Below are 19,883 nucleotides of genomic sequence, written 5' to 3' on the forward strand. Positions count from 1 at the left end.
TATGAAAAATCATACAGAATGGTCGTGTAGCGGCCTGAGGCCGGGATTGTGTATGAAAAATCATACAGAACACTCGTGTAGCGGCCTAACGCCTTGATTGAATATGAAGATTCATATAAAACCATTCCTGAGAGCTTCTGCCTGCTTTTGTGACGAGTTACCTGCTTTTGTGATAAATTACTCAGACCGGGCGGTTGCTGCATCGTAGTACCGGCTTCATTGCACAACAAAAATTCGTCAATCTTTATTATCATTGTGCCGGAGCGTAAAATCATAGTACGATACTTTTTATGACCAACGAGTAATATTTGAAAGGGTGCGCTGCCTTGGGCTTTCGAGTTATAAAAACAGCGATAGCAACGCTGATCGCCATCATCGTCGCGAATGCATGCGGCATTGAAGGGGCTTTATCCGCGGGATTACTCGCCATTTTGGGGGTAGACGTGACACGGAAACGCAGCCTGCTAACCGTATCGTCGCGTTTTTTTGCCTCCGTCTTAGGCCTGGTGCTAGCCTTCGGTTTGTTCTATATGCTGGGCTTTCACATTTGGGTGCTTGTTCTATACATATTGGTTGCTTTCCCATTACTATCACGGGCTCACTTCAAAGATGGGATTGTGACGAGCTCTGTTGTCGTATTTCGTGTGTTTGGCGGCGAGAGTTTAAGCCTGCACATTTTTCTCACCCAAATAGAGCTGTTACTTATCGGGCTCGGTGCAGCGATGCTCGTGAATCTCGTCTATATGCCGCGAGAGGAAAAAAAATTAAGCGATATCCGGCAAAAAATCGACGTGCTCTTTTCCGACATATTTAGTCAAGTTGCTCTTACGCTTCATCACCCGCAGTACGTTTGGAGCGGGAAGGAATTAATCGATGCAGGTGCCCTGATCGAGAACGGGTTGTCCACCGCGCAACGCGCGCTTGAAAATCAGCTAGTCTCTCCGGATGAATCTTGGAGCGTGTATTTCTACATGCGAAAGCAGCAGCTGGAGCGGATCGAGTCGATGCTGGGACTGCTTGCCCAAGTCTATCAGCGGATGCCGCAAACCGATATTGCCGCGCTATTATTCGAACGGTTGAGCCTCGATGTCACCAAGGAAGAATATACGGGAAGAACGGAAGCAATGCTTACCGAGTGGGAGCAGGAGTTTAAGAAGATGGAACTGCCGGCTACAAGAGAGGAGTTCGAAGTCCGCTCTGCTGTCCTGCAATTATGCCGTGAACTGGCGATGTATTTGAGTATCGCTAAAAAAGATAAAGCTCCCGTGTCCCCAAAGCAAAAACAAAAGCAAAAACAAAAGCAAAAGCAAAAGCAACAGCAAAAGCAAAAGCAACAGCAAAAGCAAAAGTGATTGAGCCAGGCAGCAAAACGGGGATAAGCAAGGGAAATCTTTGTTCTAAATCATTGACCGATAGACGTTTTTCTTATTATTTTGCTTCGTCCAATCAACATTCGCCTATGTCCTGCATACAATTGTAGTGAATGATGTATGGAGGAGGTTCGAACATGTCATCGAAATATCAAAGTAGAGAGATTATTACGAAAGCGATCTGCGGCAAAGGTCGTAAGTTCTCTACCGTAACCCATACCGTGACTCCGCCTCATAAACCGACGAGCATACTTGGCGCGTGGATTATAAACCACCAGTATGAGGCGGTCTTCGCAGGCGACGGAATTGAAGTTATTGGTACTTACGATGTGAACATCTGGTATTCCTTTAGCAAAAACTCTCAGACCGAGGTAGCCAAAGAGACGATCTCTTATGTAGAAAATGTGCCGCTCAGCTATTTGGACTCCAGACACCGCTCTTCAACGGTGGAGGTAGCTGCGGAGGCAACGCAGGAGCCGAGTACCGTTGAAGCGAGCGTATCTGGGGATGGCCGTGTTACCATCCGTGTCGAGCGTGAATTTGCTGTAGAGCTAATCGCCGAAACGAAAATCAATGTTCTCGTTGTGCCGGGCGGTTACGAAGACAAGGAGTTCGATTTTGGCTCCGATCCGGGAGAATACGAAGACCTGGATCCAGATCTCCTCGACGACGAGCTGTAACTTCGGGAGGACACGCGCTAGGTGAAGATAATCTAATATATGCGGCAGGGGCGGCGTCGTCGAGGGCGGCTGCCCTCTTTTTATAAAAAAATAATAAATTGAATTGTCGGGAGGACCGGAAGATGGAACGATTTCGCCACAGCATACTGCAGATCCAGGTAATACCGGGATCATCTGCGGATTCCTTGCTAGAGGCTCTGAAATCATTGCTGCCTGTTGAAACGTACCGGGTCATTAGCCGGGTCATTGGCGGAAAGCCAGCTGGCAACATTCGTAGGGAACAAGCTGAGAACATGGATAGTAAACCGGCTGAGGTCATGTACAAGAAGCAAGCTGAAAAAATTCCCGGTAAAACAGCTCAAACAAGGGCAGTGCGCACGAAAGGCAATGGAAATTGGCTGGAGATCAGCCTACAGCCTTTAGATGAGCATCATACACAGTTAGATGACCTTAGGACGCGGTTAGATCATCCTGAGCCGCAGCAATCGGTGCGTAGAGTGTACAAGTTGAATGCAAGCTTGCCGCATTTCCGGGCCTCCTCGTTATCAAACCAGCAGAGCCGTCTGGCGTTAAGCGGGCTTAACGCCTCGTTGGTGACCGATGCGCATCAGCCTATTAAGCCATTAGGGCATAAATTTATGCGCCGCTTTGTTGTGCAAATATTTCATTTGCAAGCGACTTATATCGCTTCTCTCGGTATCGGGGGAAGTAGTCAGCCGCTAGAGAATACAGGGCATATGGGCCACGCCAAGCTCTGTCGCCGATTGGAAAAAACAGCTGCACGGGCGCTATACGCCCTAGGACTACAAATGGGGGAAGTGACAATCACAGCGGGGGAAGATGGCCAATTTACCATAACCAGTATATCGGCTATGCCGGATTATGATGAGGGAGAAAGAGCGGTGCAGGCTGCCCAGGCGATCGTGGATACGCTTTCGGCTTTAAATCAACATGCCGGTGGGGCTAACGATACGCCCGTACTCATCGGCATGGATCCGGAATTTCTGCTTTATAACGGGACGACGGGCAAGGTAGTTCCTGCGTCACGTTATTTGGGGTTTACAGGAGTGGCAGGGTGCGATTCGTTAAGATACCGCGGAGTCAGGCGTTTTCCACTGGCCGAGCTGCGGCCGAAGCCGGGGCAGGAGCCGCGGGAGGTGCTTGTTCATCTGCTTCAGGCGTTTCAACATGCCTATGCATTGATCGAAGATACGGCTCTCGTTTGGCAGGCCGGGGGAATGCCGCAGCGCGGATTCCCTTTAGGGGGACATTTACATTTCAGCGGAATTCCACTAACCTTTGAGCTGCTGCAAGTATTAGATAATTATTTGGCTCTGCCGGTCGCCGTTCTTGAGGATCGGCGCGCCGCCGCGCGGCGGCCGCGCTACGGCAGCTTAGGCGATTTTCGCCTTCAGGAGCACGGGGGATTTGAATACCGGACGCTGCCCAGTTTCCTTGTTTCCCCTCTCGTCGCCAAGGGAGTCGTTGCGATTGCCGCGCTGATTGCAGTCCATGAGGAGCAATTGCAGCGCAGGCCTCTAAAACAGGAGAAGATTTATGCCGCTTTCTATAAAGGGGATCAGGCGCAGCTGCGTGAGGTGCTTCCGGACCTCTATGCTGACCTTGGCTCATTGAAAGCTTATGCAAAATATGAGAACTATATCGCTCCGTTTATCGAGGCGACACTGTCAGGAAGAACTTGGGATGAAGCAGTGGATATTCGCAGGCTGTGGAAAGTGGAAAAGCATTCGTAAGCTGCCCAGCCTTTTGATATAATAGAAGTCTACGAAATGGGCATGGAGGATGATCATGGCAAACTATACGCCGATGATTCAACAATATTTAAATGTGAAGGCCCAGGCGCAGGATGCATTTCTGTTTTTTCGACTGGGCGATTTTTATGAAATGTTTTTTGATGACGCGATTCTTGCCGCTAAAGAGCTGGAAATTACGCTTACAGCCAGAGGGGGAGGACCTGAGGAAAAAATTCCGATGTGCGGCGTCCCCTACCATTCCGCGGAAAATTATATTCACCGGCTGATCGAGAAAGGCTACAAGGTGGCAATTTGCGAGCAGACGGAAGACCCTGCGCAGGCTAAAGGCGTCGTACGCCGCGAAATCGTCAGGGTCGTAACGCCAGGCACGGTGATGGAAGGCAAAACGGTTGGAGACAAGGCTAACAATTATATATCGTGCATGACCGAAAGAGAGGGCATGATGGCGATAGCTTCCTGTGATTTGTCAACCGGCGAGCTATATGTCAGTTCCTCGCCTTCCAGCAAGGAATGGCTTAGAGACGAGATCGGACTTTATGATCCTGCGGAAATTATCGGGGATCAAGAGCTGCTGGAGTGGATGCGTGGGGCGAGTGCCCCGCTGGGCAAACCGGTGGTGTATACCCCATGGGACAAGAAAAAGGATGAAGCGGGCAGGAAGCAGTTTGGAGAAGCTGTCTGGGCCAGACTAGAGCCTGAGCGGCGTGATTGCATCGCTTTGCTTGTCGGCTATTTAAGCGAAACACAGAAGCGTTCCCTTGGGCAGCTCACGAAGATTTCGTCTTATGAGCCGGAGAACTATATGATTCTCGATCCGTTCACCCGCCGTAACCTGGAGCTGGTAGAGACAGTGCGCGAACGCTCCAAACGGGGCTCTTTATTGTGGCTTTTGGACCGGACGGAGACGTCGATGGGGGCAAGAATGCTGCGCCGCTGGATCGACAAACCGCTGCTGCAGCGCAGCGGGATCGAGGCTCGGCTGGAAGCGGTGGGCCATTTGCACGAAGCTTTCATACTTAGGGAAGATTTAAAAGAAGCTCTGAAACAAATCTATGACCTGGAGCGGCTCGTAGGGCGGATTGCCTTCGGTAACGCGAATGGCCGTGATTTGATCGCACTGAAGCTGTCGCTGCGGCAAACTCCGGCCATTAAAGCGCTTTGTCAAGCTTCGGCTTCGGCAACGCTATCGAGAGTCGCTGGAGAGATGGATGAATGCGCCGATTTAGCGGATCAGATCGAGGCGGCTATTGCGGACGAGCCACCCGTATCGGTACGGGATGGCGGTATTATTAAAAGCGGCTATCATGAACGGCTGGACGAGCTGCGGGAAGCGGGCGTTAACGGCAAGCGCTGGATTGCCGAGCTGGAAGCCGCAGAGCGTAAGGCGACGGGAATCAAGTCGCTGAAGATCGGATATAACAAAGTGTTCGGCTACTACATCGAGGTCACGAAAGCGAATTTATCCTCCCTGCCTGAAGGGCGGTACGAGCGGAAGCAGACGCTGGCGAATGCGGAGCGTTTTGTCACGCCGGAGCTGAAGGAGAAAGAGACGCTCATCCTGGAAGCGGAGGAGAAAATGGTTGATCTGGAATACGCATTGTTCAGTGAGTTGCGCGAGCGGATCAGCCAGGAAATTACCCGCTTGCAGCGCCTTGCCGAGCAGATCGCAGAGATCGACGTATACCGTTCGCTGGCAGCTGTGGCCGCGGACAGCGGGTTTGTGAAGCCGGTGCTCACCGACGGCTACAATATGATGATCGAGCAAGGGCGTCATCCGGTTGTCGAATCGGTCATGAGCGATTCTGCGTTCATCGCTAACGGAACGGCGCTGCAGCAAGAAGAGGCTAGCATACTGCTCATTACCGGGCCAAATATGGCGGGGAAAAGCACGTATATGCGCCAGGTCGCCCTCATTTCGATCCTGGCGCAAATCGGCAGCTTCGTGCCGGCAGCATCTGCGGAAATACCGCTGATCGACAGAATTTTTACCCGGATTGGCGCAGCGGACGATTTGATCGGCGGGCAAAGCACGTTTATGGTCGAAATGGCGGATATCCAGGTAATGACGGAGAAAGCAACTTCGCGAAGCCTGATCATCATCGACGAGCTGGGACGCGGGACGTCTACGAGCGAGGGAATGGCGATTGCTCAGGCGGTAATTGAATACGTCCATAATCATATCGGTTGTAAAGCGCTCGTATCGACGCACTTTCATGAGTTGGCTCATTTAGAAAGCAGTTTGTCCGGGCTGCGAAACTATTGCATGGCTGTGCAGGAAAGCGGAGACAAGGTGCACTTCCTGCGTAAACTGATACCAGGAGCTGCAGATACAAGCTACGGGATTTATTGTGCCAGATTGGCCGGGCTTCCCGGCGATATTATCGATCGGGCTTACGGGCTGCTTCAGGGCTTTGAGCAGGCTGCCGCAGAAGTGGCGTCAGGCGAAGCGGGCGCCCGGGTAGGACAAGCAGCAGCTGCGTCTAATGCATCAGCAGAGGTAGCGGCACAAAAAAGTAGGGAATCAGCCTACCGAGACATGGGTACGGCAATGGAAGCTCATGCTGTGAGTGCCGTGGAGGCCGTCGCTGTGAGTGCCGTGGAGGCCGTCGCTGAGAGTGCTGTGGAGTCAGCAATCAAGGAAAGCGGCAGCGCCGGCTCGAAGCAAGATGGTGCCGAGGCGGTAACGGCAGCACAAGCAGCGTCAGCAGCACCAACTGCGTCAGCGGTATCAGCATCGGCAGTGACGCCACCGTCAGCAGCACGAACAGTATCAGAAGCAGCGTCAGCACCAGGATCAGAATTGGCTGCAGTACCGGTGGCGACATCGAAATCAACAGAGGAATCGGCATTGGAAGTATCGGGCGGACCGGGGGAAGTCGTGCAGTTGTCGATTTTTGGCGAGGAAGAACCGGTAATGAAGTCTGGGTCCCCTGGTGATGACGCCAAGCTTCGCAGCATCGTGAATATGGTTAAAAATGCAGATCTGCTGAATATGACGCCGCTTCAAGCGATGCAGCTCATTAACGATTTAAAAATGAAGGCGAGAAACTTGTAGTTTTTTGTAATGTTTAGAAAGCAGTAAGGGGGAATGGTGCGATGGCCCATATTGTTGTGCTGGATGAACATATAGCGAACCAGATTGCCGCAGGAGAAGTGGTGGAACGTCCTGCTTCGGTTGTAAAAGAGCTGGTGGAAAATGCCGTGGACGCCAGGGCTCGCAAAATTGACGTTCAGGTGGAAGAAGGCGGACTGCAGTTGATCCGCGTGACAGACAACGGCTCTGGGATCGAGCCGGAGGACTGCGAGACCGCTTTTTTCCGCCATGCGACAAGCAAGCTGCACTCCGGGCGCGATCTGTTCCAAATCCGCAGTTTAGGCTTCCGCGGTGAGGCTCTTCCCAGTATCGCGGCAGTTGCTAAAGTCCAGCTGCAGACAAGCAGCGATGACAGCGGCCTTGGCCGGATTATTGTCATAGAAGGCGGCTCCCTGAAGCAAAATGAAGAGACGGCTGCTCCGAGAGGGACAGATATTACGATTAAGGAATTATTTTACAATACACCCGCCAGACTAAAGTATATGAAGACGATTCAGACCGAGCTGGGACATATTTCGGATGTCATGTATCGCCAGGCGCTTGCTCATCCAGAAATTGCCATCACACTACGCCATAACGGCAATACGTTGCTGCAAACGCAAGGGAATGGCGATTTGCTCCAGGTTATCGCGTCGATATATGGCATTAATGCTTCGAAAGCGATGGTGCCTATTGCCGCAGATAATTTGGACTATAAAATTACCGGCTTTGTTGGACGGCCGGATCTTACCCGTTCCAATCGCAGCGGTATGTCTTCGATCGTGAACGGCAGGTACATTCGCAATCAGGGACTGTACCAGGCGATACTGCGGGCGTACCACACGCTTCTGCCAATCAATCGCTTTCCGCTGACGGTCATTCAACTGGAAATGCATCCTTCGCTGGTCGATGTGAACGTGCATCCGTCCAAGCTTGAGGTGAGATTTAGCAAGGAGCCGGAGCTGAACGCTTTTGTGGAGGAAAGCATTCGCCAGCTGCTGCAAGGCCAGGTGCTGATCCCCCAAGTGGTCAAGCAGAGCCTGGGCAAGGGCGCGAACCGCTCTGTCATTCAGGAGCAGTTCCATTTCCCGTCTGCCCGCCCGGACGGCGGGGGTGACTTACGGAGCGGAGTTGCATGGGGAGTGGAATCAGCTGGCCCAGCGGGGACTGGTGGAGCAACGGGAGCGGCGGGAACAGCGGATGCGGAGGGAACAGTAGGAACAACAGGAGCAGCAGGAGCAGCGTTAGGCGCAGCATCCCCCCCTGCACCGGGGCGAGGCGAGGCTGACGGCGAAGCGGCAGGGGCGGGCGCTGGAGACGGCAGCGCTGGCCCTGCAGCTGGCACAGGCGTTAGCAGTGGCTCTGCAGCTGGCGCCGACGCGGGTGCCGCTGCTGCGAGAGGCACTGCCGGCACAGCCTTTGCGGGCAGCGCCGGCGGCGGCGCGGATCGCCGCCAGGATGGCGGTGGCGGGGATAGCCACCACCGCCCCGACGGCGGCGCCCAGCGCCCTGGCAGCGCGCACAGCGGCTACAGCCGTCTGGAGACGGCTGCAGCCTCCGCTGCGCTGCACGAGGCGGCCCCGGCGCCAAGCTACGGGGCCAGCGCCTCCCCCGGCCGCGACAGCGGGCCGGGGAGCACCGCGGCTGCGCGGCAATCGCCGCAGCCGCCAGGCCGCCCCGCGGGCCGGGGCGGAGCTGCTGCCCCATATGGCAGCAGCAGCTACACGGCCCCGCAAGGCGGCCGCGTGCCGGAAGCGCTGTACGGCTTGCCAGAGGCGGCGCCGGAGCTTCCGGCCTTCCCGGAACTGGCCCTCATCGGTCAGCACCATGGAACATACCTGATCGCTCAGAACGAAGACGGGCTGTATCTTATCGATCAGCATGCCGCTCATGAGCGCGTCAACTATGAATATTTCTACGAGAAATTTGGCCACCCTGCGGACGCTTCCCAGGAGCTGCTCATTCCGATCACCTTGGAATTTACGTCGGCGGAAAGTGAGAAGCTCAAAGAACGGCTAAACTGGTTCGAAAACGCTGGGGTCATCCTGGAGCATTTCGGCGGCGGCACGTTCCGCGTCGTTTCCCATCCGTACTGGTTCCCTTCCGGGGAAGAAGCAGCCATCATTGAGGAAATGGCTGAATGGGTGCTCCAGGAGCGGCAGATTGACCTGGCGAAGCTGCGGGAGAAATCATCGATACTCGTCTCCTGCAAAGCGTCGATTAAAGCGAACCAGAAGCTGACGCCGGAAGAGGCAAACACGCTGATCCAGCGTCTGGCGGCGTGCAGACAGCCTTACACGTGTCCGCATGGAAGGCCAATTGTCGTCAGCTTCTCGACCTACGATTTGGAGAAGCTGTTCAAACGAGTGATGTGATCGGAGGAACAAATAAGTGATAATTACGACCGGAGAGCACTGCGCGCCGGCAGCGGCAGAGCGCGCCCATGCTTTGGCTGCGAAATCGGGGTGCTCGTATGTCCCGAGAAACCGGGCCTCGATGGCGAAGCTTGCAGGGCAGTATCCCGGCGAGGACATCCTCGTCGTGCTCGAAGGAGGAGCGCGCTTGCATCGCCCTGGCGAACAGCCGATGGCGTTCCACCCCAGCATGTCGTTCGTGCGGGCCAAGCGGCTGTTCAAGGGAGAGAAGGATACGATGCTGGAAGCGGCAGGCGTCAGGCCCGGAGACACGATCATCGATTGCACGGCCGGCCTCGGGGCGGATTCCATTATGTTCTCGCTCGGCGCCGGGCAGGAAGGCAAAGTGATCGCCATGGAGGAATCGCTGCCGCTGTGGGCGCTGCTGCACGAAGGATTAGCCTACTACGCATCCGGACTGCAGGCTTTTGACGAGGCGCTCCGGCGCATTGAGCCAAGGCACGGACATCATCTCCGGTTTCTTGAGCAAATGCCGGATCAAAGCGCGGACGTCGTCTATTTCGACCCGATGTTCCGTGACCCGGTGCTGGAATCCTCCTCCATTTCCCCACTGCGCGCCTTTGCGAACAATAGCCGTTTGGAGGAGACGGCGATTGCGGAAGCGTGCCGCGTAGCCCGCAGAACAGTCATTTTGAAAGAAAAATTAGGAAGCGGCGAGTTCGAAAGACTGGGGTTCCGTGTCTTGGGGCGCAGCCATTCCAAAATAACGTACGGAGTGATTACCCATTGAACAGGCAACATAAACCGAGATTGCTCGTGCTGGTCGGACCGACAGCGGTTGGCAAGACGCGCCTTAGCATCGAAATAGCCAAAGCATTCTCCTGCGAGATTATTTCCGGCGATTCGATGCAGGTCTACCGGGGGATGGATATCGGTACGGCTAAAATTACGCCCGCGGAAATGCAGGGTGTGCCGCACCATCTGATCGATGTGATGGAGCCGGACGAGCCGTTTTCCGTCGCCCAGTTTCAGGAGTGGAGCAAGGCGCTTATTGGGGAAATCGATGGACGGGGGCATTTGCCGTTTATCGTCGGAGGGACAGGCCTGTATGTCGAATCGGTCTGCTATGAGTATCAATTTACGGAAGCGGGGATGGATGAAGCGTTCCGTGATGCGCATAAACGCTTGGCCGAAGAAGAGGGAGTCGAAGCGCTGCACCGGAAACTATCCTTGATTGATCCTAAAACGGCAGCCAGACTGCATCCGAATGACGTTCGCCGGGTCGTCCGTGCGCTGGAAATTTATCACCTGACGGGTGAGACTTTATCGTCTCAATTGGAGGGTCAGACGAAGCAGTCTCCATATGACCTGTGCTTTATAGGTTTGACAATGGACCGTCAAATGCTTTATAACCGTATTGAACAGCGAATCGACGAAATGATTGTTAACGGACTGGTAGATGAGGTAAAGGGACTGCTGGATAAAGGATATCACCGGGATATGGTATCCATGCAGGGACTCGGCTATAAAGAGATAGCTGAACATCTTCAGGATGGTGTGCCCCTTCACGAAGCGATTGAGAAGCTAAAGAGAGATACCCGGCGATTTGCCAAACGCCAGCTCTCCTGGTTTCGGCGGATGAAGGACATTTCGTGGATTGACGTGGGCGACGGCCAAAATTTTTCCGGGAATTTAAAAGCCGCTCATGCTATAATAGCAGGAAAGTTTCCCACTGATCTTGAATATAATTCAAAACACTAATGATTTCTATTGGGGGTACGGCTAATGAACAAGTCCATTAATATCCAAGATACGTTCTTGAACCAATTACGTAAAGAAAGCATCCCTGTTACTGTCTTCTTAACCAACGGTTTTCAGATTAGAGGAACAATTAGAGCGTTTGACAACTTCACGATTGTCATCGACAGCGACGGACGCCAACAAATGGTGTACAAGCACGCGATTTCAACGTTTCAACCGCAGCGCAACGTTTCGCTGATGCAGGAAAATCAGACCGAAGTCTGAGCAGATTGAAACTTTTTTTAAGCTGTTACGTTTAATGGTATAGGAAATGGAGCGGAGCAACCTGACAAGAGGTTGTTCTTTTCTTTCCGTGTTTAACTGGTATGAAGGGAGTCAGAGAAGCCATGTCTACAAAAAAACCTTCCAGATTGGAAAGAAGCAGCAAGCCGGATAAGAAGACGGCTAAGCCGAAGGCCAAAAGAAAGAAGAAGCTAACGGCCAAACGGATAGTGTGGACTTCGTTTTTTACGATTGCGTTTGCTATATTTTGCGCCTTAGCGGGCTACCTGTACATTACGATCAACGGCGAGAAAATATTGGCGGAGAACGAGGGAAAGCTGACGGTATATGAAACATCGAAAGTATATGACCGCAACGGCAACATGATGGGCGAATTGTCGCTCGAGAAAAGCGAGCCGGTTACCTCCGAGCAAATTCCTAAGCTTTTGAAGGATGCATTCATTGCTACGGAGGACAAAAGATTCTATGAGCATAATGGAGTCGACCTGTGGGCCATCGGCCGGGCCGCTGTGAAAGATATCGTTGCGCGCAAGCTTGTTGAGGGCGGCAGTACGATTACCCAGCAGCTTGCGAAGAACATCTTCCTTGATTTTGACAAGACTTTTTTCCGGAAGGCGACCGAGGTATCGATTGCGATGGCCTTGGAGCGAGACAAAACGAAGGATGAAATTATTACTTTGTATTTGAACCGGATTAACTTTGGGGGGACGGTGTATGGCATTAAGGCCGCATCGATTCGCTATTTCGGCAAAAGCGACTTAAATGATCTTGAATTGTGGCAAATGGCAACCCTTGCAGCGATGCCGAAGGGACCGTCCAAATACAATCCGCTTCGTAATCCGGAGCTGTCCATGCAGCGCAGAGCCGTTGTTCTCCAGTTGATGTACGAGCAGGGCTATATTACGCAGGCCGAGATGGAGCATGCCAAGGCGGTCGTGTACGATTATGAGCCTCCGGCAAGGAACCAGAGCTTCGAAGCTTTTAAGGATTATGTGCTTGAGGAAGCGGAGCGTAAGTGGGGCATCACGGAAGACCAGTTGAACCGCGGCGGGTATAAAATTTATACAACGATGGATATGAAGGCGCAGAAAGCGCTAGAGAAGGCGTTCGATAATGACGACTTCTTCGAGAAGAGCAAAGATGATCAGAAGGTTCAGGCTTCCATGGTCATTATGAACCACGAGAACGGCAGCCTGGTGGCGCTGCTAGGCGGACGCGATTACCAACGCAAGGGCTTTAGCCGTCTCGACAGCCGTAGACAGCCGGGCTCGACGTTCAAGCCGATCGTATCATTTGCGCCAGCGTTGGACACAGGTAAGTTTACGCCGGATTCGATGGTCAGCAATGAGAAACAATGCTTCGGCAATTATTGTCCTAACAATTTGGGCGGATCCTATTCGAAGACGATTAGCTTCAAGACCGCATTGACGAAATCGATCAATATACCTGCCGTATGGCTGTTGAATGAGGTCGGTGTCGGAACAGGCGTGAAATACGCTACCGAGATGGGGATCACGATGGATAAGGATGATCGCAACCTGGCGATTGCACTGGGCGGATTGACGCATGGCACGAATACGCTGGAAATGGCTAGTGCATTTAGCGTGTTCGCGAATCAAGGCAAATATAATGAGCCTTATTCGATCAAGTCGATCGTGGATCACAGCGGCAAAGAGGTTCATAAAGCGGATGCTCCGAAACAGAAGCAGGTGCTTAAAGAGCAGACCGCTTATCAGATGACGCAAATTCTTCAGGACGTCGTGAATGAAGGAACGGGGAAAAAGGCCCGTATCAATCGTCCGGTTGCCGGTAAGACGGGCACGACACAGCACGGCATCAAGAATCTGAAGAGCAGCAAGAACCGTGATGTTTGGTTCGTCGGTTACACGCCGGAATGGACGGGTGCGGTCTGGATGGGCTACGACAACGTAGATAAGGATCATCTGCTGAATGGAAGCAGTGGTCAGACGGCAGCATTGTTTGCGGCCGTGATGAAGGAAGCGTTGGAAGGTGTGCCGGTCAAAGATTTCCCTGTGCCGAAAAATATGCAGGAAATCGAGCAGCCTGAGAAGGAACTGGGCGTGCCAAGCGGACTTCAAGCTTTATATAGCGAGAATACTCAAACGGTATCCTTGAACTGGAATGGTGTTGACGAGGAAGGCGCGGTCTATCGTATTTATCGCAAAGAAGCCACGGAGCCCGAATTTACTTATATTTTGGATTCGGCGACAACCGAGATCGAAGATTTGAGCGTGGTTCCAGGTTCAAGCTATGAATATTATGTTACTGCATATGATCCGGTAAACGATACTGAGAGTGGGCCGTCGAACATGGCGGTTGTCGAAATCGCCGGGGAAGAGCCGATGGATGACATTGATCCGGACCTTGACGATTTGATACCTTTCCCGCCGATCGATGGGGGAGAGGGCAACGCGGGCCATGAACATGACGGCAATGGCCAAGATGGAGCAGGTCAGAACGGCCCAGGCCAAGGGAACGGTCAAGGGCAAGGGAATGGTCAAGGGCATGGTAATGGCAACGGCCAAGGCCAAGGGAACAATCCAGGCGGCGGTGGTAACCAGGGTACCCCTCCCGGCCAAGGCGGTACCGGGGACGGGGACAGCAGCTCCGGGGGAGCTGACAATTCCGGCTCAGGAGGTACTCAGCCCGGAAGCGGAAATGAAATAGTTCCCCCGATTGAAGGGGAGAGTGCAGGAAGTACCAGTGATCAGTCGTTTGATCCAGCGGCGGGATTGAACGCTGGAGGATAATAGTCGCCGCAGGAACCATCCCTGTTGCTTATATAAAATTATAAACCAGCAGTTTCCAGTATATGGAGATTGCTGGTTTTTTTTGTAGAGTGAGTACTTGGGAAGGTGAAAAGATTACTCAAGCAAGCGAAAAAGCGCCGTATTTTAAGTTTTGTGACTCTCTTTTAAATATGGTAAGCTGAAATTACAATGTGTTGAAAGGGTTTATACCATGAAGCGAAAATTTGGAGACCGAGCGAACTGGCGGCGTATCACTTCACGACAATTCAAGTCCAGATATGTGGAAAGTGAAGCTTTTACCGGCTATGTTACACTGTACACGATTTATGCATTGCGCGACCCCCTTTGGAAAACATATGGAGACCATACGTTTCGCATAGCGGACAAAGGATATGCCTGGCTCCAATATTATCCGAAAGGGAGCCGTTATGTCGTTACGGCCATGTTTGACGACCGGGGCGATATTGTGGAGTGGTATATTGATATTTGTAAAAATCAAGGAATTACTGATCAAGGGGTTCCGTGGTTTGATGATTTATATTTGGATATCGTTGTGCTTGACAACGGAGAAGTGTTTTTGATGGATCAGGACGAGTTGGATGAGGCGCTGACGAGAGGGCATATATCGGTGAAAGATTACGATATGGCGATGGAGACGGCACGTGAAGTGCTGCATGCCATTCATCACCGGAAGTTTCCTTATTTTCAGATGTCTCTGGAGCATTTCCGGAATGATTTCGTTAACGCGGACCCATTCCGGCCAGGAGGACAATATGGGAAGCTGGAGTGAAGGATCGTATTTAAGCATGAACAGGAACAAGAGCAAAGCACGTCCGTTATATATCAGATTGCTGCGCTGGGGACTGCTCCTGCTTCTTCTTGGCAGTGGCTGGTTTCTGTATGCCATCGCGCAAATCGGCAGTATCGAACGGAATCCTGCTGCGGCTGATAAGGATATGCCCCTTGTAGATGTGGGGATTATTTTAGGCGCATCGATGTGGGGGGATCGGCCGAGCCCGGGGCTGGAGGAGCGGCTGCGGCACGGTCTTGAGCAGTACCGGGCAGGTAAATTTAAGCTGTTTCTGCTCACCGGAGGCTTAGACCAGGAAGGGTATAAATACACCGAAGCGGAGGGCATGGCGAATTATTTGGAAGAGCATGGGGTTCCGCGGGAGGCTATGCTGCTGGAGAACGAGGCGACCAGTACTTATGAAAATTTGAAATTCAGTCAGCAAATCATGAAGGAGCAAGGTTTGAACACTGCACTTATCATCACCCATACGTATCATGGAAATCGTGCGCTGGAAATAGCTAACGCCCTGAATTATGAGCATCCGCGGCTGTCTCTGACGAAAACGAAGGTGCTAAAGCCGCTTCCGAATACGCTGCGGGAAGTGCTTGCCTATACGAAATGGAAGCTGGTTCAGGCCGGCATCGCTCTGGGACTCAATTGAAAGTCTTCTAATATCGGCGCGGGAGAGAGAATACACTGGAAGAAGAAAGTGATCCCAACCCCGTATATGAAGAGGTGATTGTACGATGTCAGGGCGTGTTGCCGCCAGAAGCGGATCGTCTAATGAGAGGCCTGCTAGACAAATCAATGTCATTCTACGAAATCCCGAGCCCCCCGTCGTATCGCCAAGCGTTCCCGATACGGAACTACAGGCTGCGGCCAAAGCGATCCCTCAGCAAGGCATTTTTACAGAAATTCAGAAGGAATTAGATCAATTGATTGGGCTTCATCACATTAAGGATTTAATGTATGAAATATATGCATTGCTGCAAATTACTGGCATGCGTTCTGAAGTGGGCTTGCTATCGGATCCTCAAGTCTATCATATGGTCTTCAAAGGAAATCCGGGAACGGGCAAGACGACGGTAGCGAGAATCGTGGCCAAGATGTTTCAGCGAATGGGCGTGCTTAGCAAAGGTCACCTTGTCGAGGTGGAAAGGGCGGACCTTGTTGGGGAATATATTGGTCATACCGCACAGAAGACGAGGGATTTGGTGAAAAAGGCGCTTGGCGGAATTTTGTTCATCGATGAAGCGTACAGCCTTGCCCGCGGCGGAGAAAAGGATTTCGGCAAGGAAGCGATCGACACGCTAGTCAAAGCGATGGAAGATCAGAAAAATCAGTTCATTCTTATTCTTGCCGGGTATTCGGATGAGATGGATTTTTTTCTGCAATGCAATCCGGGAATGCCTTCACGGTTTCCGATTGTCATTGATTTTCCGGACTATACCGTCGATCAGCTCATTCAAATTTCCGAAGGAATGGCCAAGGAACGCGACTATATTTTAATGCCCCAGGCGATACTCAAATTAAAGCAGCATTTGCTGCGGGAAAAGTGCGAGGGCGAGTACGCCTTCAGTAATGCCAGATATGTCCGTAACGTCATTGAGCGCTCCATTCGCAGCCAGGCCGTCCGCTTGTTGATGCAGTACAGCGGCGGCTCCCCCGGCAAGCTCGAATTGATGACGCTCCGGCAGGAGGATTTGAAGCTGGATCTGAAGGAAGAACGGCGCCCGTAAGGAGAAAGTGATGGATGACGAATTCGCTGCATGAGACGACAACGCAAATACCGGATCGGGCAATACTGGTTAGTCTATTGACGCTGGAAATAAGAAAAGGCGGGATTGATCCCGCCTATTCTATGGATGAACTGGTACAGCTGGCGCTGACGGCTGGCGTGGAAGTGATGGATACCCTTGTCCAAAATCGGGATAAGCCGGACCCGAAATGGTTTATTGGCAAGGGAAAGCTCGATGAGCTGCATATCGCGATCCAGGATTTTGATGTAAATACGATTATCTTTGATCAGGAATTATCAGGTGCTCAGGTGCGTAATTTGGAGGACCTGCTTGATGTTAAAATTATCGATCGGACGCAATTGATTTTGGATATTTTTGCCCAGCGCGCAAAGACGCGTGAAGGCATTATCCAGGTGGAGCTGGCGCAGCTCAGCTATTTGCTGCCGCGATTGTCGGGTCACGGCAAAAATCTGTCCAGACTCGGCGGCGGGATCGGCACGCGCGGCCCCGGCGAGAGCAAGCTGGAGACAGACCGGCGGCATATTCGGCGGCGTATCGGAGAGCTAAAGCGGCAGCTGGAGGAAGTGACCCGGCATCGCAAGCTGCACCGGGAACGGCGCAAGGAGACCGGAGTCGTGCAGCTTGCCCTTGTCGGTTACACGAATGCGGGGAAATCGACCCTGCTTAAAGCACTTACGTCAGCCGATGTGTACATCGAGAACCAGCTTTTCGCTACGCTTGATCCAACGACCCGCTCACTCGAGCTGCCGAGCGGCAAGAAGGTTGTGGTGACGGATACCGTAGGCTTTATACAAAATTTGCCGCATGAATTGGTGGCGGCATTCCGGGCTACGCTGGAGGAAGTCAATGAGGCGGATTTGATTTTGCACGTTGTCGACGCCTCTTCACCGATGCGGGATGACCAAATGGAGGTTGTCCAGCGTATTTTGGAGCAGCTTGGGGCGGCCAGTACGCCGCAGATCGTGCTGTTCAACAAGAAGGATATGTGCTCCGCGGAACGGCTGCAAATGCTGCCGTCTGGATCCGGATATTTGAAGGTGAGCGCTTTTAATGAAGGGGACATGCTGCGCATTCGGGAGGCGGTTCAGCAGCATTTGTCTGGAGGGCTGATAACGTTTCGTATTCCGGCACTGCGGGGGGATTTGGCGTCCATGTTATACCGGGTGGGCAATGTGATAGAACGGAGCATTGAGGAAGAAGTCATTGTTTACCGTGTTATTGTTCATCAGAAAGATTACGATAAATATGGCACAGAACTGGTGCCTTACAGGACAAGCAGTGAACGTGGTGGAGAATCGGTACCTTTCAGGACAAGAGGTGGGCGTGATGGGGAATTGGTGCCTAATAGGACGAGCAATGAGCGTGATGGAGAATTGGCGCCTAATAGGACAAGCGGTGAGCGCAGTGGAGTACGCAGCGGGGAAATGGATAACGAAACATTATAGAATACTGAGAGCATGGGTAGAGGAGAATTAGACTAATATGGCAGTTTTTGCAGAAGAAATCGTAACATGGGTGGAAGAAGCGGAGCGGCAGGTTGCTGAGCAGTTCCGGGTAATTGATCGCATTGCCGATCGTAATCAATGGAAGGTGATCGAGGCTTTTCAGCGGCATCAGGTAAGTGATTATCATTTCGCAGGCTCTACCGGATATGGCTATAATGACCGCGGACGTGAAGTGCTTGATCTAGTGTATGCCGATGTGTTCGGCGCCGAGGCGGCGCTCGTTCGGCCGCATTTTGCGTCAGGCACGCATACAATCGCTACCGCGCTGTTTGGTGTGCTCCGTCCGGGAGATGAGCTGCTTTACATTTCGGGTACGCCTTATGACACGCTCCATAAAGTGATCGGCAAGCCAGGGGACGGCACCGGCTCGTTGCAGGATTTCGGCATTCGCTATAACGAGACGTCGCTGCTGGATAACGGTGAAATCGATTGGGAAGGTGTGAGCGCCGCCATCAACGACAGCACCAAGGTGATTGGCATTCAAAGATCACGCGGCTATGACTGGCGCAATTCTTTTACAGTGGCGCAGATTAGCGAGATGGTTCGCAGGGTAAAGGAATTAAAGCCGGACTGCATCGTCTTCGTTGACAATTGCTATGGTGAATTTGCCGAGGAACTGGAGCCGAACGAGGTGGGGGCGGATCTGATTGCCGGGTCATTAATTAAAAATCCGGGCGGAGGACTCGCGGAAACGGGCGGATATATTTGCGGACGTGCCGATCTTGTGGAGCTGGCATCCTATCGGCTAACCGCGCCGGGCATCGGCGGGGAGGTTGGCGCGATGCTGGGGACGACGAGAGGAATATACCAGGGTCTGTTCCTCGCTCCTACTACGGTCGGACAAGCTGTGAAGGGGAGTATTCTCGCTGCAGCAGTATTTGAGCGGGCCGGCTTCGAAAGCCGTCCCCGCTGGGACGATGTCCGTACCGATTTGATTCAGGCGATCGCATTCAGCGGGCCGGAGCAGCTGATCGCTTTCGTACAGGGCATTCAGCGGGCTGCCGCGGTGGACGGATATGTGGTGCCGGAGGCTTGGGAAATGCCGGGCTATGAGCATCCCGTTATTATGGCCGCAGGCACCTTCATCCAGGGAGGCAGTCTGGAGCTGTCTGCTGACGCGCCGGTGCGGGAGCCCTATATCGCCTATATGCAGGGCGGACTGACGTATTCCCACGTTAAATTTGGGCTGCTCACTGCATTGCAAACGATGAAAGAGCGGGGACTTCTGTAAAAAAACCGTGTCAGAAAACCTGACATGACAGTTGACATGTCAGGTTTTCTGACATAGAATATTTTCGTGAAATATATGCGGAAGGTTGAGAGCGGTGAGTGAGGAACTTCGCAGAAACATGCCTTTGTTTCCGATCGGAACCGTCATGACGTTAACCGATTTATCGGCTCGGCAGATTCGCTATTATGAGCAGCATGAATTGATACTGCCAGCCCGTACTTCAGGTAACCAGCGGCTATTTTCGTATAACGATGTCGAGCGATTGCTAGAGATTAAGAAATTGATTGATAGAGGCATCAATATGGCGGGAATTAAGCAGGTGATTAGACCCGCTGCCAAACCGGCTCAGGAGGCAGCAGGCATGACGGATGAAAACGAAGAGCAGCCCAAGGAACTGACGGATTCAGAGCTTTATCGCCGGCTGAAGCAGGAGCTGGTAACTGGGAACAGACGGGGTCAGGTTTCGCTGATCCAAGGAGAGTTATCCCGCTTTTTCAAAATCTAGAA

The 19,883-nt window shown here is 52.5% G+C and carries 16 protein-coding genes; 15 read left to right on the top strand and 1 reads right to left on the bottom strand.

The window, feature by feature from the left end:
• The coding region (locus tag G358_RS33700; protein WP_033404204.1) for a hypothetical protein at positions 1–275 on the bottom strand (275 nt) is incomplete at its 3' end.
• Positions 276–326: 51 nt separating this feature from the next.
• Between G358_RS33700 and G358_RS0117720 the strand changes: the two genes are divergently transcribed.
• The 15 genes from G358_RS0117720 (at position 327) to G358_RS0117790 (ending at position 19,881) form a co-directional block, all read left to right on the top strand.
• Positions 327–1,352: an aromatic acid exporter family protein gene (locus G358_RS0117720; protein WP_019638582.1), complete on the top strand. Its 1,026-nt coding sequence runs from the start codon at positions 327–329 to the stop codon at positions 1,350–1,352.
• A 155-nt stretch (positions 1,353–1,507) separates the two neighbouring features.
• Positions 1,508–2,050, top strand: coding sequence for an outer spore coat protein CotE (gene cotE, locus G358_RS0117725; protein ID WP_019638583.1), 543 nt, complete (start codon positions 1,508–1,510; stop codon positions 2,048–2,050).
• A gap of 122 nt (positions 2,051–2,172) precedes the next feature.
• A complete protein-coding gene (locus G358_RS30395) occupies positions 2,173–3,804 on the top strand; it encodes a putative amidoligase domain-containing protein (RefSeq protein ID WP_019638584.1) in 1,632 nt (543 codons plus the stop codon).
• A 55-nt stretch (positions 3,805–3,859) separates the two neighbouring features.
• Positions 3,860–6,880, top strand: coding sequence for a DNA mismatch repair protein MutS (mutS, locus tag G358_RS0117735; RefSeq protein WP_019638585.1), 3,021 nt, complete (start codon positions 3,860–3,862; stop codon positions 6,878–6,880).
• Positions 6,881–6,921: 41 nt separating this feature from the next.
• Positions 6,922–9,273: a DNA mismatch repair endonuclease MutL gene (gene mutL / locus G358_RS0117740; protein WP_019638586.1), complete on the top strand. Its 2,352-nt coding sequence runs from the start codon at positions 6,922–6,924 to the stop codon at positions 9,271–9,273.
• A 16-nt stretch (positions 9,274–9,289) separates the two neighbouring features.
• On the top strand, positions 9,290–10,063 hold the full coding sequence (locus G358_RS0117745) for a class I SAM-dependent methyltransferase (RefSeq protein ID WP_019638587.1): 774 nt from the start codon (positions 9,290–9,292) through the stop codon (positions 10,061–10,063).
• Positions 10,060–11,034, top strand: a complete 975-nt coding sequence (gene miaA, locus G358_RS0117750) for a tRNA (adenosine(37)-N6)-dimethylallyltransferase MiaA (protein WP_019638588.1) — start codon at positions 10,060–10,062, stop codon at positions 11,032–11,034. Before G358_RS0117745 ends, miaA begins: the two co-directional genes overlap by 4 nt.
• 24 nt (positions 11,035–11,058) lie before the next feature.
• Complete coding sequence (gene hfq / locus G358_RS0117755; protein ID WP_019638589.1) at positions 11,059–11,298, top strand: RNA chaperone Hfq; 240 nt, start codon at positions 11,059–11,061, stop codon at positions 11,296–11,298.
• 122 nt (positions 11,299–11,420) lie between these two features.
• Entirely contained in the window at positions 11,421–14,087 is a 2,667-nt protein-coding gene (locus tag G358_RS30400) for a transglycosylase domain-containing protein (protein ID WP_019638590.1), read from the top strand.
• Between the two features lie 211 nt (positions 14,088–14,298).
• Positions 14,299–14,877 carry a ribonuclease FAU-1 family protein gene (locus tag G358_RS0117765; RefSeq protein ID WP_019638591.1) on the top strand — a complete coding sequence of 193 codons (579 nt, stop codon included), beginning with the start codon at positions 14,299–14,301 and terminating at the stop codon, positions 14,875–14,877.
• Positions 14,861–15,541 carry a YdcF family protein gene (locus G358_RS0117770; RefSeq protein WP_019638592.1) on the top strand — a complete coding sequence of 227 codons (681 nt, stop codon included), beginning with the start codon at positions 14,861–14,863 and terminating at the stop codon, positions 15,539–15,541. Before G358_RS0117765 ends, G358_RS0117770 begins: the two co-directional genes overlap by 17 nt.
• Positions 15,542–15,626: 85 nt before the next feature.
• Positions 15,627–16,619: an AAA family ATPase gene (locus tag G358_RS0117775; RefSeq protein WP_019638593.1), complete on the top strand. Its 993-nt coding sequence runs from the start codon at positions 15,627–15,629 to the stop codon at positions 16,617–16,619.
• Positions 16,620–16,633: 14 nt separating this feature from the next.
• A complete protein-coding gene (gene hflX / locus G358_RS0117780) occupies positions 16,634–18,085 on the top strand; it encodes a GTPase HflX (protein WP_019638594.1) in 1,452 nt (483 codons plus the stop codon).
• Positions 18,086–18,122: 37 nt separating this feature from the next.
• The gene (locus G358_RS0117785; protein WP_019638595.1) at positions 18,123–19,376 is read left to right on the top strand and encodes a methionine gamma-lyase family protein; all 1,254 of its coding nucleotides are present in this window, start codon (positions 18,123–18,125) and stop codon (positions 19,374–19,376) included.
• A 94-nt stretch (positions 19,377–19,470) separates the two neighbouring features.
• Positions 19,471–19,881, top strand: coding sequence for a MerR family transcriptional regulator (locus tag G358_RS0117790; RefSeq protein ID WP_019638596.1), 411 nt, complete (start codon positions 19,471–19,473; stop codon positions 19,879–19,881).
• The last annotated feature ends 2 nt before the right edge of the window (positions 19,882–19,883 follow it).

Origin of the sequence: Paenibacillus fonticola DSM 21315, from assembly GCF_000381905.1 — a bacterium.
Taxonomy (GTDB): Bacteria; Bacillota; Bacilli; order Paenibacillales; family Paenibacillaceae; genus Fontibacillus; species Fontibacillus fonticola.

Coding starts and splice junctions, on each gene's coding strand:
- G358_RS30400 (WP_019638590.1), top strand. CDS start 11,421: ATGTCTACAAAAAAACCTTCCAGATTGGAAAGAAGCAGCAAGCCGGAT.
- G358_RS0117775 (WP_019638593.1), top strand. CDS start 15,627: ATGTCAGGGCGTGTTGCCGCCAGAAGCGGATCGTCTAATGAGAGGCCT.
- hfq (WP_019638589.1), top strand. CDS start 11,059: ATGAACAAGTCCATTAATATCCAAGATACGTTCTTGAACCAATTACGT.
- cotE (WP_019638583.1), top strand. CDS start 1,508: ATGTCATCGAAATATCAAAGTAGAGAGATTATTACGAAAGCGATCTGC.
- G358_RS0117770 (WP_019638592.1), top strand. CDS start 14,861: ATGGGAAGCTGGAGTGAAGGATCGTATTTAAGCATGAACAGGAACAAG.
- G358_RS0117785 (WP_019638595.1), top strand. CDS start 18,123: ATGGCAGTTTTTGCAGAAGAAATCGTAACATGGGTGGAAGAAGCGGAG.
- mutL (WP_019638586.1), top strand. CDS start 6,922: ATGGCCCATATTGTTGTGCTGGATGAACATATAGCGAACCAGATTGCC.
- mutS (WP_019638585.1), top strand. CDS start 3,860: ATGGCAAACTATACGCCGATGATTCAACAATATTTAAATGTGAAGGCC.
- G358_RS30395 (WP_019638584.1), top strand. CDS start 2,173: ATGGAACGATTTCGCCACAGCATACTGCAGATCCAGGTAATACCGGGA.
- G358_RS0117765 (WP_019638591.1), top strand. CDS start 14,299: ATGAAGCGAAAATTTGGAGACCGAGCGAACTGGCGGCGTATCACTTCA.
- hflX (WP_019638594.1), top strand. CDS start 16,634: ATGACGAATTCGCTGCATGAGACGACAACGCAAATACCGGATCGGGCA.